At 64.4% G+C, this 14,348-nt stretch carries 16 protein-coding genes; 3 read left to right on the top strand and 13 right to left on the bottom strand.

All coding sequences use genetic code 11. The annotated features are described in order from the left end of the window. Positions 1–4: 4 nt before the first annotated feature. The 6 genes from VT84_RS31545 to VT84_RS31520 all read right to left on the bottom strand — a co-directional run bounded on the left by VT84_RS31545 (position 5) and on the right by VT84_RS31520 (position 5,736). Positions 5–805 carry a prepilin peptidase gene (locus VT84_RS31545; RefSeq protein ID WP_052557254.1) on the bottom strand — a complete coding sequence of 267 codons (801 nt, stop codon included), beginning with the start codon at positions 803–805 and terminating at the stop codon, positions 5–7. Positions 806–953: 148 nt separating this feature from the next. Then, complete coding sequence (locus tag VT84_RS31540) at positions 954–1,142, bottom strand: Flp family type IVb pilin (protein WP_052557252.1); 189 nt, start codon at positions 1,140–1,142, stop codon at positions 954–956. A gap of 83 nt (positions 1,143–1,225) precedes the next feature. Beyond that, on the bottom strand, positions 1,226–1,426 hold the full coding sequence (locus VT84_RS31535; protein ID WP_052557250.1) for a Flp family type IVb pilin: 201 nt from the start codon (positions 1,424–1,426) through the stop codon (positions 1,226–1,228). A 300-nt stretch (positions 1,427–1,726) separates the two neighbouring features. Beyond that, entirely contained in the window at positions 1,727–2,707 is a 981-nt protein-coding gene (locus tag VT84_RS31530) for a phosphotransferase (protein ID WP_162271904.1), read from the bottom strand. A gap of 19 nt (positions 2,708–2,726) precedes the next feature. Continuing rightward, complete coding sequence (locus tag VT84_RS31525) at positions 2,727–4,517, bottom strand: CRTAC1 family protein (RefSeq protein ID WP_082842316.1); 1,791 nt, start codon at positions 4,515–4,517, stop codon at positions 2,727–2,729. A 40-nt stretch (positions 4,518–4,557) separates the two neighbouring features. After that, on the bottom strand, positions 4,558–5,736 hold the full coding sequence (locus tag VT84_RS31520; RefSeq protein WP_082842315.1) for a tetratricopeptide repeat protein: 1,179 nt from the start codon (positions 5,734–5,736) through the stop codon (positions 4,558–4,560). Positions 5,737–5,873: 137 nt separating this feature from the next. On the opposite strand from VT84_RS31520, the gene VT84_RS31515 reads away from it, so the two are divergent. The 3 genes from VT84_RS31515 (at position 5,874) to VT84_RS31505 (ending at position 8,758) form a co-directional block, all read left to right on the top strand. Further along, positions 5,874–7,022, top strand: coding sequence for a transglutaminase domain-containing protein (locus tag VT84_RS31515; RefSeq protein ID WP_052557243.1), 1,149 nt, complete (start codon positions 5,874–5,876; stop codon positions 7,020–7,022). A gap of 126 nt (positions 7,023–7,148) precedes the next feature. Next, complete coding sequence (locus VT84_RS31510; RefSeq protein ID WP_082842314.1) at positions 7,149–8,396, top strand: hypothetical protein; 1,248 nt, start codon at positions 7,149–7,151, stop codon at positions 8,394–8,396. Between the two features lie 14 nt (positions 8,397–8,410). Then, entirely contained in the window at positions 8,411–8,758 is a 348-nt protein-coding gene (locus VT84_RS31505; protein ID WP_157470052.1) for a hypothetical protein, read from the top strand. A gap of 40 nt (positions 8,759–8,798) precedes the next feature. Here the strand turns inward: VT84_RS31505 and VT84_RS31500 are convergent, their stop codons facing one another. The 7 genes from VT84_RS31500 to VT84_RS31470 all read right to left on the bottom strand — a co-directional run bounded on the left by VT84_RS31500 (position 8,799) and on the right by VT84_RS31470 (position 14,332). Next, positions 8,799–10,565 (bottom strand): redoxin family protein, encoded by a 1,767-nt coding sequence (locus tag VT84_RS31500; RefSeq protein WP_082842312.1) that lies wholly within the window; start codon positions 10,563–10,565, stop codon positions 8,799–8,801. 138 nt (positions 10,566–10,703) lie between these two features. Further along, complete coding sequence (locus VT84_RS31495) at positions 10,704–11,015, bottom strand: DNA-directed RNA polymerase subunit omega (RefSeq protein WP_197909466.1); 312 nt, start codon at positions 11,013–11,015, stop codon at positions 10,704–10,706. Positions 11,016–11,025: 10 nt separating this feature from the next. Further along, positions 11,026–11,682, bottom strand: a complete 657-nt coding sequence (gene gmk / locus VT84_RS31490) for a guanylate kinase (protein WP_082842311.1) — start codon at positions 11,680–11,682, stop codon at positions 11,026–11,028. 19 nt (positions 11,683–11,701) lie between these two features. Continuing rightward, positions 11,702–12,655 carry a YicC/YloC family endoribonuclease gene (locus VT84_RS31485; protein WP_239465516.1) on the bottom strand — a complete coding sequence of 318 codons (954 nt, stop codon included), beginning with the start codon at positions 12,653–12,655 and terminating at the stop codon, positions 11,702–11,704. A 51-nt stretch (positions 12,656–12,706) separates the two neighbouring features. Next, positions 12,707–13,003 carry a preprotein translocase subunit SecG gene (secG, locus tag VT84_RS31480; protein WP_052557467.1) on the bottom strand — a complete coding sequence of 99 codons (297 nt, stop codon included), beginning with the start codon at positions 13,001–13,003 and terminating at the stop codon, positions 12,707–12,709. 90 nt (positions 13,004–13,093) lie between these two features. Further along, entirely contained in the window at positions 13,094–13,858 is a 765-nt protein-coding gene (gene tpiA / locus VT84_RS31475) for a triose-phosphate isomerase (protein WP_052557228.1), read from the bottom strand. A 36-nt stretch (positions 13,859–13,894) separates the two neighbouring features. After that, positions 13,895–14,332, bottom strand: coding sequence for a hypothetical protein (locus tag VT84_RS31470; RefSeq protein WP_082842310.1), 438 nt, complete (start codon positions 14,330–14,332; stop codon positions 13,895–13,897). Positions 14,333–14,348: the final 16 nt, after the last annotated feature.

The raw sequence follows: 14,348 nt of genomic DNA, 5'->3' as shown, positions 1-14,348 counted from the left end.
GGTCTCAGCCCACCAGGATCAGCATGTAGGCCAGGTACAGGAGGAACCCGACGCACAGCGGGATCCCGTAGGGCAACTTGGTCCACCGGCTGCGGCGGTCGTGCGCCCGCTTGCTCGCGGCGCTCACCTGGCCGGTGCCGAACATCTGCAAGTCGCTCATGATTTCGCGGACGATTCCGGCGTTCTGACCGAACTGGCGGCGGATCAGGATGATGACGAGGCCGAACGCCCCGCCCGCGATCGCACCGAAGCAGAAGGCCCAGAACACGACGCCCATCCCGTGCAGGGCCGCGCCACCGGCGTCGGCCGTGGTCGCGCCGGTCCCGAAGTACGCGCCGGCCCACGCCCCGAAGCCCATTTGCATCTTCACGTCGCCGGCGCCGACGCCGCCGATCGCGAGCATCGGGAGGAGCAGGACGAACCCGAACACGGTGCCCAGGACCGCGAGCGCGAAGCCGCCGGTGCCCGCGTCCACGTGGACGTTGAAGTCGTGCAGCGCGCCGAGCGCCCAGCCGCTCAGGACCAGGGGGAAGGTGATCCAGTTGGGAACTTTCAGGGCCCAGCCGTCGATGAACGCGGCCAGGATCATACCGAAGCTGATGACGACCAGCGGACCGGCGTTCAGGCCCTCGGGCCAGAGCGCGGCCCAGATCTGGTGCGCCGCGATCGCGGCCCCGAGCCACAGGAGCGCGAGGAGCGGCATCCGGGCCATCTGGAGCACGAACGCGCGGTCGATGCCGAGCGAGTCGTCGGTCGCGGGGGCGGTAACAGGGGGTTGGGGGAGCACAGGGGCTGCGTTGCTCATCGGGGGAGTCACCTCGTTCGCGGGTTCGGGTACGGGTCGGAATCCGTGTCGGGGTCCGTGGGCGGGCGCGGCTCCGGCGCGACGCGGGCCGGGCCGCAGTGCGGCTCGGCCCGTATCGCTGTTCGTGTCAGACACGAACGGAGGGTACTCAGCTCGAGGACGTCGGCTTGATGGACGAGCCGACGAAGCTGAAGGTGCTGTTGGCGTTGGAGCCGAGGGTCGTGATGGCGGCGATGCACACCACGACGATCAGGGCCAACATCACCGCGTACTCGACGGCCGTCGGGCCGTCTTCCGCCTTCAGGAACGACACCAAACTCTTGGTCAGACTGCGCATGATCCGATCTCCCGTTGTGAAGGAACTGAAAAAGAGAGCACTTCGCGCGGGGCCGGGTTTCCCCGCCCGGCCCCGCGCCGTCGTCACGAACCCGAGCCGCCGGGCGGCTTCACGCCCTGGAGACTCAAATTGTTATACATACCATTAGTCGTTGCGCCGATGTTTCCAATCGCTGCGACGATCACCACGATGATGAGCGCGAGCATAACGGCGTACTCGACTGCGGTCGGGCCGTCTTCCGCTTTCAGGAAGTTCACGACCCCTCGTGTGAACCGGCCGAGCATGGCTTCTCTCCGTGTGCTGCGCGGGTCAACTGGGTGCCGCCCCCGTTCACGCGGACGTCGCCACTGGCGCTTCTCGTTTTCCCGGTCCGTTGGGCGCTCGGAACAAGAACTCGTTCTCGTAGCCCCCGAACCGGTTTAACTCGAACCACCGGGCCGTCTTTAGAACCGAGCCTGCGTTACCAGACGACCCGTTCACAACGGAACAGTAGAACGCGCGCGGAGGGTGTCAAATGACCGGTTCGGCTATTTTCGAGGCCTTTGCCGAGAAATCCGACGGTGTGCGGAGCGTTGGAAAATGGCTTAAAAGTGCGTAATTTGCTCGGCGCATTCAAGCAGATGAGTCAGCCGCGCCGCGATCGCCGTCGCCCGAACTGTCGGCTCGTGACGCACTACGAGGCGGACGAGCCAGCCGAGGAGCGAACAGACGAACCCGGTGCGCGCGAGGAGCCGAACGAACTCGTCGGGTACGTCAAGTGCACCTCCAGCCGCCCGGTACGCATTGAGGCCCTCGCTGAATACTGATTCCCGGAGCGCAGAAAAATCGCCGAGAAATCGCGCCAGATCAATAGCCAGGTGATCGATTATCATCGCGCCAAAATCGATGATCCCGGTAATCTCGCTGGCGTGAAAGAGAACGTGTTCGCCGCGCAGATCACGCAGACAAGGGCGCGACGGGAGCGGGCGACTCGCCCACGGGCGCAGCGCTACGATTGCGGCATCCGTGTTGCGGGCAACGACGGAGACGGCTCGGCGCAGGAGCGGATCGAGTTCCGGCGCGACGGGCGGGATGTCGCGATTCCAGTCACTAAGTTGCCGTCGGTACGCGGTAAGTACATCGATACGATTTGAGACGCCGCGGCACGGTTGGCGGTCCAGAGCGAGGGGCCAGCACAGGTGCAATTGCGCGATTGCTTCGCACGCCGCCCGTATTTCTGCTTCCGTGGGCTGAATAAGTGCGGTGCCCGGCACCCAGCGGCAAGCGTCCCAGAGTCGTCCGTCCGCGAATACTGTGGTGCGCCCGTGCGTTCCCGCAAATATGGACGGCACAAAAGGTAAACGCGCGGCTTGCGACATCCGGTGGTGAATCTGCTGAACGCGCTCCGCGCTCACATCGACCGGCCAGCCCTTTAGCGCGACGAGCGGCGCACCAGTGGCATCGTCCCCGCGCCACACCACGGCGCCGCTAAAACCCTCGGGTACCGGGTGCCAGGTGAGTTCCGCGGTGAGCGGGCCGAAGTGCTCGGTAACGGCCCGGGGCGGGCGCACAAGGAATTGGTTCACGCGAATAGTTCTTTGTGCTTCACGAGGCGGGTAGGCGCTTCGCGGTCGGCTGGCCCTCGGTCAGTTCCCAGTACGCGCCCGGGTCAACGTTCTCCCAGGATTGCGACTCGCCCCACGACCATCGTACCGTCACGCGCTTGATTGTGGCACCGCCCAGGCCGAAGTGCAGGCGCGGGTCGTTGGCCGAAAGGTAACTGCCGCCGCCCTTCACGAACCGGGTGAGCTTGCGGCCGTCCAACTCGACCGTAACCGTCGAGCCAACGACGTCGCGGTTCCCCTTACCAACGAGTTTGATGCCGACCCACGGGTGCGGCGCGGGCGCTTCGTTGCGGAGGATCACGACCGGGCCGTTGTTTTGCGTCACCACGAGGTCCGGGTGCCCGTCGTTGTCGAGGTCGCCGAGAGCGAGCCCGCGGGCCATATTTTGTGCCTGGAAGTACGGGCCGCCGCGGTTACTGATGTCGCGGAAGAACCGCCGGCCCTCTTTATCGGTGTTGTGGAACAGTACGGGTTGCTGCTTCGGCGAACTCCCGGCGGGGTTGCGCAGAACGTGCCCGTTCGCCACGACCACGTCTTCCCAGCCGTCGTGATCGAGGTCCGTGAACGCGGTGCCGAACCCGACACGGTGGACGCCGATCGAGCCGACCCCCAGGAGCCGCGACCGGTGGTCGAACATTTCCGCCCCGAGGTTGTGGTAGAGCGCGTGTAACTCGCCCTGGTAGTTCGTGACCCAGAGGGCCGCGCGCCCGCTCCCGTCGTAGTCGACGACGTCCACGCCCATGCTGCCGTTGAACTGGCCCCCGTCATCGACCGCGGTGCCCGACGCCACTCCCTTCTCTTCGAGCGCCCCCCCCCGGTTGAAAAGGAGGAAGTTGCGGGCGGCGTCGTTCGCAACGTACACGTCGGGGCGCCCGTCGGCGTTCAGGTCCGCGATCACGACCCCCAACCCGTACCCGTCGGGTTTGAAGTGCTGCTCGGATGCGGTGTCGCGGAATTTCTGGCCCCGATCGTTCTTGAACAGCGAGTGGACGAGCGGTTTGAACCTCTGCGGCACGCACACGTCGCGCGGAACGCTGGCTGATGTGCCCTTACAGATGGGATTGTTTGTGAAGGACCAATCGGTGTAGTGGCACACGTAGAGTTCGGGGTACCCGTCGCCGTCGAGGTCGCCCCACGCGGCGCTCGTGCCCCACAAGGAATCGCGCAGACCGAGTTTTTCGCTCACATCCACGAACCGGCGCCCGCCTCTATCGTTGGGTTCGTTGTGGAACAGCCCGATGCGGCCGTAACCCGTGACGACGAAATCCGGGAACCCGTCACGGTCGTAGTCCGCGACCGCGACCCCGTGCGTGTACCACCAGTCGCCCGCGAGCCCGGCCGCGCTCGTCACGTCCTCGAACTTCATGTTCCCGAGGTTCCGGTACAGTTTGCAGGGGTGGCCCTTCAGATCGGTCTTCGTCGGTCCGTCAAAGTACCCGCCGCCGACCACGAAGATGTCGAGTCGCCCGTCCCCGTCGAAGTCGAACAGCGCCACCCCCGTTCCGAGTGACTCGAGGATGGTGAATTGGTCCGCTTCTTCGCCGTTGCGACACGTAGCGCGGACCCCGGACGCCTCGGTCACGTCGCGGAACCACGGCGCGCCGGTGTAAGCTTCAGTTGGTTCGGTGATGGGTGAGAGGTCGGTCGGCTTGGTGTCGGGTACGCGCGATCCGCAGGCGCTGGTAGCGAGGATGAGCGCGACCGTGCCGACGAGCGCACCCGCTCCGGTCAGGGCTGCCGTGATGCGCGAAGGGGAGAGAGGCGCTCGCATATTGGGTGCCACTGCCAGTAGAAGTGACTGACTGCTGGAATTACGATTTCGGCGCCGGGGGCGTTCGGGGGCGGTTCCGCTCGGCCGTGATCTCCTCGAACCGCTTCCGGTACTGGGCGGCTTCGGCGGGGTGACCCAGGAGCGCCTCGCACCGGCTCATCGCGCTGTTGGTTTCGGGGATGTTCGGCGCCAGTTTCAGCGCCTTGCGGAGCATCGGTTCAGCGTCCGCGAGTTTGCTCTCGTCGAGATTCAGGAGCCCGAGTTCGACCAGCGCGGAGAGGCTGTTCGGATCGTCCGCGAGCATCTGGTCTAGGAGCTTGCGCGATTCGGCGAAATTCCCGAGCGTGCGCTGACCGGTGGCCACGAGGTACCGCAGTCGGCGGTCGTCGGGCTTCTTCTCGCGCAAAATTTCGAGGTGCCGAACGCATTCCTGGGGTTGTACCTGGCTGATCCCCAGTGCCAGGTACAACCGGGCATCGAAGTGATCCGGATCGAGCGCGAGTGCTTCGCGGAGCGCTGTGACACTCTGCGCCTGGTCGCGTGCATAAGCGTAGATGCGCCCCTTCCACGTCAACCCTTGTACCTGATCGGCACGTCCGGGGCGCTGGGCCAACCACGTGTCCGCGGCCTTGTGGAGCCGCGTTACGACGGCAGGATCGTCGCGTTCGGTGTCGATCGTGGCCGTGTGGTTCGGCGCGAGTACCCGGAGCTTGCCTTCCAGGTACGCTTCCATGACGAACGGCGTTTCGGGCGCGTCCGGGCGCCCCACGAACGACTCGAACAATCGGTCCGCGTTGGTGAGGTTGCCGGACTGCACCGCCAACAGGTTCGATTCGAGTTCGTAAGCTTCGTTCGCCGGGTTCTTCCGCAAGTAGGCGGCCAGGTGCTCTTTCGCCCGCGCGAATTCGCCCGCGCGCCGCGCCGCGCGTGCGGCCAGGAGCAATCCTTGAGGGGAATCGGGGTTCTTGGACAGGTACTTCGTCAGGATCTCATCGGCCGCGTGGAAATCGCGCTGATCGAGCGCGGTCCGCGCGTCACGAAGCGCGTTCGGGCCGAGCACTTCCCACGCGCCCCACGCGACTCCAACGAGGAACCCCACCAGCGCGAGGCCGAACACGAGTTTGCGCTGCCGTTTTGACTTCGCGGGCGGTTGAGGCGCTTTGGGAACGGGCGCAGCCTTTTTTGACGGCGGGAGGGTGGTCGGCTTCCGTCGAGGCATGGTGCGGGTCTCAGAACGTGGTGCCCGTCATTGTAGCGGCCCGGCCCGGGAATGTGTGCTTCTGCGCGGGCCGCTTTCGTTAGAATGATCCACTCCTCCCGACTCGGTTCACTCCTCATCTATTAAGGGTCGCTGCCGTGCTACTCCGTGCCCCCATTGTCGCGGTCGCGTTGCTGGCCGCGTGTGTTCCCGGTGCTGCTGCCGAACCCGCCGCGTGGTGGGACGCAGACGTCGAACAGGCGCTCAAGAGCGCGAAAGAGAACCGCCCGGAACTGGAACGCGCCCTAACCGATGTACCGAAGGACCAGCGCAAGGGGATGGCGTTCCTGGTGGCGAACATGCCGGACGGGGATTTGAAAGCGCTGAAGGCCGAGTTCCTTCTGGCCAACGTGGAACTGGCGTACAAGGCGCGCAAGGAGATGCTGTGGGGGAAGGACGTTCCCGAGGAAATCTTCCTGAACGACGTGCTGCCTTACGCGAACGTGGACGAGAAGCGCGATGCGTGGCGCAAGGAGTTCTACGAGCTGTGCGTGCCGATGGTGAAGAACTGCAAGACGCCGATCGAGGCCGTGCAGGTGCTCAACGCCGAACTGTTCAAGAAGCTCAAACTCGGCTACTCGACGCAGCGCAAGGCGCCGAATCAAAGCCCGAAGGAGTCCATCGAGCAGGGGAAGGCGTCCTGCACGGGGCTGTCGATCGTGCTGAGCGACGCGGCGCGGTCCGTGGGAATCCCGGCGCGACTCGTCGGCACGCCGCTGTGGTCTGATAAGCGCGGGAACCACACCTGGGTAGAGATCTGGGATAAGGGGTGGCACTTCACCGGGGCGTGTGAACCCGACCCGAGTGGTCTCGACCGCGGGTGGTTCGTCGGTGCCGCAGCGCAGGCCAAGAAAGATGTTTTCGAGCACGCGATCTACGCCGCGAGTTTCAAGAAGAGCCAACAGCACTTCCCGCTCGTGTGGGCGATGAAGAACAAGAACGTGCCCGCCGAGAACGTCACCGATCACTACGCGAAACCCGCTCCCAAAGCGGAGGCGTTCCGCCTCGAAGTGAAGGTGATTGATGCGAACAAGAAGCGTGTCGCCGAGAAGGTCACCGTGACCGCCACCGCCGACGCGAAGAAGGCGTTCGACGGCACCTCACGCGGCGAAACAGCCGACACGAACGACTTCCTTACATTTGAGCTTCCGCCGAACGCGGAATTCGTGGTGAAAGTCGGTACCGCGACGAAGACCGTGAAGACCGGTGCGGCCGGCGAGAAAACGCTGGTCGAGATCCAAAAGTAATTGCTTCCTCTGGGAGTGCGGGTGGCCCGCTCGCATTTCCATCCCCTGATAATTCACCACCACAAACAATAACCACACTTCGGACGTGCGGGCGAGCTGCCCGCGTCCCGGGATTGAGGAGCTTCAATGCGCGTTTTCGCTCCCGTACTTTTCCTCGTCGCGTTCACGGCGCCCGCATTTGCGGCACCGGACGCGGCCAAGTCTGCGGCTGCTCTCAAGGAACTGCAATCAGCACTCGACGCGAAACCGGCCGCGCTCGCGGATCTCGCGGACAAGGATTTCGCAAAAGTCCCGCTGACGAAGGCAGACGCCGCGACCGCACGCGAGTTGCTGTGGAAGGCCCACGCGGCCACCATCAAGAAGGATCGCGCGGTCGAGGTGAAGGATCTGGTCATCAAGGACGGCAAACTGGAAATGCCGTTCTTCATGAAGACGTTCGGCGAGAAGCCCAAGGGCGGCCGGAGTCTATGGATCTCGCTCCACGGCGGGGGTGGGGCGCCGAAGCAGGTGAACGATCAGCAGTGGGAGAACCAGAAGAAACTTTACACAGTGGAAGAGGGGATCTACCTCGCGCCGCGTGCGCCCACCAACACGTGGAACTTGTGGCACGAGGGGCACATCGACCGCATGTTCGGCCGGCTCATCGAAGACCTCATTGTGCTCGAAGACGTGAACCCGAATCGGGTGTACGTGCTCGGGTATTCGGCGGGCGGCGACGGCGTGTACCAGATGGGGCCGCGCATGGCCGATTACTGGGCCGGCGCCGCGATGATGGCGGGGCACCCCAACGGCGTGTCGCTGCTCTCACTGCGGAACGTGCCGTTCGCGCTGCAAGTGGGCGGCAACGACACGGCGTACAACCGCCACAAGGTCGGGAAGGAGTACGGCGAGCAACTCGACAAGCTCCAGAAGGACGACCCGAAGGGCTACGAGCACTTCGTGAAGATCCACGAGGGCAAGGGCCACTGGATGAACCTGGAGGACAAGGCCGCGCTGCCGTGGATGGCGAAGTTCACGCGCAACCCGGTCCCCGATCGCGTGGTGTGGAAGCAGACCGGCGCTCCGCACGATCGCTCGTACTGGCTCGCGGTGCCGGCGGCCGAAGCGAAGGGCGATTCCCTCGTGATCGCGAAGCACGCGGGGCAGGTGGTCGAGATCACGGACGCGGAGAAGGTGTCGAAGCTCTTGGTGCGGTTCGACGACCGGATGGCCGATCTCGACAAGCCCGTGGAAGTGAAGCACGCGGGCAAAACGCTTTTCACCGGCCCCGCCCCGCGCACTGTGGGTACGCTGGTGAAGACGCTCAACGGCCGCGGCGACCTCGGGCTGATCTTCGACGCGGAAGTGGAAGTAACCGTCGGCGCGGGGAAGTAAGTGAGGAGGTTTGCGTGAACGAAGCCGACTTCTGGTTACGTTTAGAGTTCCGCCTTTGCAGCGAGTTCGCTGGAATGGCGGACCGGCACCTCCGGTACTTGTGGTGCGACGGCTTCGGCCCAGAGCGGTACCACCTGGGCGATTTCGAGCCGCGCATCACCGGGCACGTATGGATTTGTAACGGCGATAAACAGGACAAATGGGAGTTCACGCTCTTTTTGCCGCATCCGATCGGTTCACGGGACGAGATCGATTGGGCGTCGTTGCTTCCGCCGGGGAACGTGACCCGCTGGCTCGCGTTCGATTCGCGCGGTAAGCGGATTCAGATTGAACCCGCGGCGGCCGTGCCCGATCTCGCTTGAAGCTAGCAATCGAAGTTGCGCGCTCGTGTAGCGCTGTTCGCTACCGCGTCTTTTCCTTCACCTCGATACCGGTTTTCGGGTCGATACGCAGGTTCAGTTTCTCGTTCGCGTTGGTGTAGAAGAAGAACCCGAACATCATTTCGTGGTGCGTCTGTGGGCCGTTGCGCACGGTCGCTTGCGGGTCCGGGTTGTACGGGTTGAACGCCGAGTTGTCGTACCGGGCCACGCACTCCAGGCGCGTGCCCTTGGGGAGTATCTTTTTGCCCGGCTCCCAGCGGTACGGCACCTGCCACGAGAAGTTGTAGTTCGCGACGACGAGGAGCGGGTCGCGCGTGCCGTCGGGCGCGTGCGCGGTGAACGTCATGTCCTTCCCGCGAAGGTGCATGTGAGCGAACAGACCGATTCCCACCACGTCGGTATCGAGCGCGCGGCGCGCAGTCACCTTGTGCGCCGGCGCGCCGGGCGGGATCGTGAACTTGCTGTCCGTGAGTTGGATGTTGCGGAGCTGCTGCTGCACGACCGCACGCGGGTAACGCAGCCCGACCGACAAACGGCATTTCTCCTCTTTGCCGGTCGAAACGAAGTGAATTTGCAGCGCGAGAACCGATCCCTTCGGGATGCGGAACGCGGTGCCGTCGTCGAGGACCATCGGCTCGCCGCCGGGCACGTACCCAGTGATGAAATTCTCTTCCTTGAAGCCCGAAACGAGACTACCGAACGCGAGGTTGGCGTGGTGCAGCACGCGCGGGTTGTCGGACGTGATTTGCACCCCCTGCACCCACGTGTCTTCGGTGAAGTTGTGCAGCAGAACCGCGTACTTGTACGGGATGTCGCCTTTGGCGGGCAGCTCGAAGTTCGTTGACTCCAGAACCAGATCCGGCTTCCCAATTAGCCACTTTTCCTTCACCTCGTTCGGCGGCGCGGGCACTTTCGTGAGGTCGCCCGGTGCGGCGTCGGTGCGAGCCCAGTCGGTAAGGACGGCACGCTCATCGTCCGACAATCCGCGGCGGTTTACGAACGGCCCGAAGTCGTGGCTCGCGAACCACGGCGGCATTCGTTGGTCCCGGACGACTTCCGCGATCGCAGCGGCTCGTGCGGACGCTTGCTTGTAGGTGTTGAGCGCGAACGGCGCCGACCCGCCGGTCTTGTGACACTCCGCGCAGTGCTTCCGGAGAATCGGCGCCACGTGCTCGGCGAAGTTCACATCCTTTGGTTTCGTCGACCGGGGGAACGTGATCGAGCAGCCGTCGACCTCGGTTTCGGGCGTTGCGACCTTTTGGCCCGCGAGTATCGCGTCGAGCGCGTCTTTGAGTTCGTGGGTCGTGGGTTTCGGGCGGTTCCCGCGGAGCCGGTACTGGTCGTCGATGCGCCCGCGGTAGCGGATCGTGTGTTCGGCATCGAGCACGACCACCTCCGGCGTGCGCTTCACCCCGAGTGCGCGGGCGACCGAGCCGTCGAAGTCCTTCACGAAGGGGAACTCGACGTCGTACTTCACCGATTGCGTGGCGATCGCGATGAGCGTGTCTTCGTCGGCCGCGTTGACCGCGACGAACTGGACCCCTTTGGGGCGGTACTCCGTTTCGAGCGCCTGGAGCGTGGGTAAGTACCGCTGAACGACCGGGCACGTCGTATTGGTGAACACGAATACGATCGCCTTCTTCGTCCCGAAGTCGGACGAGGTGCGCGGGAGTGATCGCGTGTCCGTGAATTTGAGCTTGTCGACGCGGGCGCCGATCTTCACTGCGTCTTCTGAGCGCGCTGCGTGAACCGAGAGGAGTGCGAACACGAGTGCGAAGAGGGGGCGCATATCAAACCTCGCAGAAGGAGCGTGCGGGGTATGAAAAAGCATACCCCCTCCCTGAAGGGAAGGGGAAGAAAGAACAGTAGACTGCTCTTCCTCCCCTTCCCTTCAGGGAGGGGGTGGGGGGGGTAGGTTCTTCCGCGCCTACTCGTCGGACGGCTTCGCGGTGGAACCGGGCGCGGGCGGGGTGGAGCCGGGCATACCGGGGTACGCGCCGGGCAGGTTCGCCATCACGGTCTGGTTCTTCGACTGCACTTCGCCAGAGGCGTCGAGGAAGATCTTGTCTTGCAGGATCTCCTGGATCACGATCGCCATGCGGTCCGAGATGCCGCGCGCGTCCACTTGCGGCTTGGCGCCCGTGTTCAGCGCCACCATGCGCTTCTGGATGAGCGTGGACAGTTTGAACCGCCCGCCCACCTTGTTCACGATCCCTTCTTCTTTCAGTTCGTCGAGCATGCGGTTCTCCCTAGGTGTTGAAGCGCTCGCGGATGACTCGTTCGAGTTCGCGGACGGCTTCGGAAAGTTCTCTGTTTACGATCCGGTGCTGAAACTCGTTGGCCCGTGCTAATTCTTCTTGGGCCGTAGCCAAGCGCCGCTTGATCCGTTCTTCGCTCGTGTCGTTCCGACCGCGGAGTCGGGCTTCCAGTTCCGGGAAATTCGGCGGTTCGATGAACACCGACAGGTGATCGTTCGGGAGCTTCTCGCGGACGCGCGCCGCGCCCTGCACGTCGATCACCAAAATCACGCCGGTGCCCCGCGCCCGGTGTGGGTCCACTTCGCTCTTGGGCGTGCCGTAGAAGTCGCGCCCGAATACCACCGCGTGTTCCAGCAACCGGTCGTCGTCAATGGCCCGGCGGAACTCGTCCTCGCTCCAAAAGTGGTAGTCGGTGCCATCCACTTCGCCCGGACGTTCTCCCCGGGTCGTCGCGGTCACCGCGCGTCTGAGGGGCAAGCTCGCCTTCGTTTCCGCGAGCAGCCGGTCCACGACGGTCGTCTTCCCAACCCCGCTAGGACCGGAAACGACAATCAAAGGAGCGCGGAGCGTGGAGTGTGGAGCGCGGAGTTCGGAACCGGTAGGCAGTCCGCTGGCCACGCACTCGGCTGTCGAGGGATCGTTCCGCATTCCGCGCTCCGCGTTTCGGCTACTCCACGTTTTGGACCTGCTCGCGCAGTTTCTCCAGCGTCGATTTCATCTCAACGACGTGCCGGCTGATAGCCACGTCGCCGGCCTTCGAGCCGATCGTGTTCGTCTCGCGACCCATTTCTTGGATGACGAACTCGAGCTTGCGCCCGGCCTCGTCGCCCTTGCGGATCAGTTCCGCGAACTGATCGAGGTGGCTCGTCAGTCGCATCACCTCTTCGGACACATCGGTACGGTCGGCGAACAGCGCGACCTCGCGGATGACGGTTTCCGCGTTCAGCACGAGTCCGGCGTCCGCGACCGCCTGTCGCACGCGGTCCAGGATGCGCTGGCGGTACTCGGTCACGACCCCGGGCAACAAAGTGCGAATGGCCGCGAGTTGCTCCGCGATAACAGCGTGGTGAGCGAGCAGTTCCGCCGCGACCGCTTTGCCCTCTTCGCGCCGCATCTGGTTGAGCTTCACCAGCGCGGCATCAAGAGCCTTTTCGACCACCGGCCATTCGTCGTCGGGCGGCGTACCGCCGTTTCGCGTTTCTGGCGCCACTCCCGGTAGGCTCAATGCGCCTGCTGAGAGCGGCGCAACCAGTTCCGGGGTACCGGCTTCGGCACACGAGGTCCGAATCTGCTTCAGGTAATCGGCCAGGACTTTGGTGTTCAGTGCGGGGGCCGCTGCGTGGCCCTGGCGCTCGACCCGAATGTGAACGTGGAGCGTGCCGCGCCGGACGTGTCGGCGGACGACCTTCTCCAGTTCACTCTCGTAGAGCGGGTACGGGTCCGAGCCGCGGACGGTCAGTTTCAGGTGCCGGTTGTTGACCGCTCGCACTTCGACGGACACACCGAGGGCGTCGGTCTCGATGCGGGCCGCGCCGAACCCGGTCATGCTGAGCAACACGCCGGTGGCCTCGCGGAAAAGGGACACGGTAACGGGCGGGACGGTTCGGGAGAGGGAACGCACGAACCGCTCCGTCGTTGGGAGCGGTTCGCGTAAAGTCGGTTTTCGCCTAACTCAGCTCGTGATCGTCGTTTGCGAACTGTTCTTGTCGGCTTCCACGTTGTACTTGACGACCTTGACGTGGATCATGATGACCAGCACCCACACGCCCGCGAGCCACAGGGTGATCTTCACGAACTGGTCCGCGGCGCGCGACCCGAACGGGCTGGACCCGCCCGCCCCACCGAACGCACCGGCCAGCCCGCCGCCCTTACCGCGCTGGATCAGCACGAGCAGCATCAGCAGGAAGCCGATCGCGAGAACGATGACGTTGAGTGCGTGCGAGTACCAAGCGGCGGCGAAAAGATCCACGACCAACCTCCCTACTCCGAACGGTGCTACGGCCACCGTGCCTGACCGGTTGAACTGTTACTCTAGTAACGATCGTACCCGTCGAAAAGGCTACCCGCCCGCGGCCTTCACGATCGCGACGAAGGAGTCGGCCTTGAGACTCGCCCCGCCGACGAGTGCGCCGTCCACGTCCGGCTTGCTCATCAGCCCGGCGGTGGTTTCGGGGGTGACGGAGCCGCCGTAGAGGATTGGAGTCGTATCGGCGATTTTATCGCCGTAAAGTTGGCGGAGTTTCGTGCGAACGAAGGCGTGGGCCTCCTGCGCCTGCTCCGGCGTCGCGACTTTACCGGTCCCGATGGCCCAAACCGGCTCGTATGCGATCACCAACCGCTGGAACTGCTCGTCGGTCAGACCGGCGCAGGCCGCGAACACCTGGCGCTGGAACACGCGCTCTTGCAGGTTGCGCTCGCGCTCCGCGAGGGTTTCGCCCATGCACAGGATCACGCTCAGCCCCTCTTCGAGGGCGGTGTGGACCTTGTGATTGATGGCCGTTTCGCTCTCGCCGAGGATGTGCCGGCGCTCGCTGTGGCCGACGATGGCGTACTTGCACCCGGCTTCGAGGAGCATCGCGGGGCTGACCTCGCCGGTGAACGCCCCCTTCTTCTCGTAGTGGACGTCCTGGGCGCCGAGGGCGACGGCCGATCCCTTAATCGCCTCGCCGACGGGAACCAGCCACGGGAACGGCGGGCACACCGCGACCGTCACGTTCGTGTCGGTGCCGACGCCCTTCGCCACCGCCGCGCCGAGCGCCTTGGCCTCGGCGAGCGTGGTGTTCATCTTCCAGTTCCCGGCAACGAACTTCTTGCGCGTCGGCATTGCGTTAATTCCCGTAGCAAGCAGAATTTCGATTGGTCAGCGGGGACCGATCAGGATCGCGATCCAAATAAACGCACTGAGCACCGCGACGATTGCCGTGCAAATGTCGAGTCCGACCACCAGCAAACGTCCGCGTTCCGCCCGCGTCCCAAAACGCTCTCGGATTCGGACCGCGATGTAAACAATCAGCCCGAACCAGGCCAGCACGATTGCCAGGCTTTGCGATAGCAGCAATTCGCCCGCGGTTCCCGGTGAAATCCGCCGCACCCAGTACAGCCAACTCGTGACGCCCGTGAGGGCGTGCAAGCCGAGCATCTGGAGCACACGCGGCCCCCACCGGTTCCAGGTGTCCGGTGGGGGAGGGGGCGGCCACCATTCGGACTCTTCATGAACAACGTCGGGGCCGAACGAATAATCCGGCGCGGCCTCGGCGGGCCACCACTCGGAATCATCGGGCGCGTTGGGATCTTCCATCGCCGCACCGGTCCGG

It is taken from the genome of Gemmata sp. SH-PL17 (assembly GCF_001610855.1).
GTDB lineage: Bacteria > Planctomycetota > Planctomycetia > Gemmatales > Gemmataceae > Gemmata > Gemmata massiliana.
This window is presented reverse-complemented; position numbering and strand designations above follow the sequence as displayed.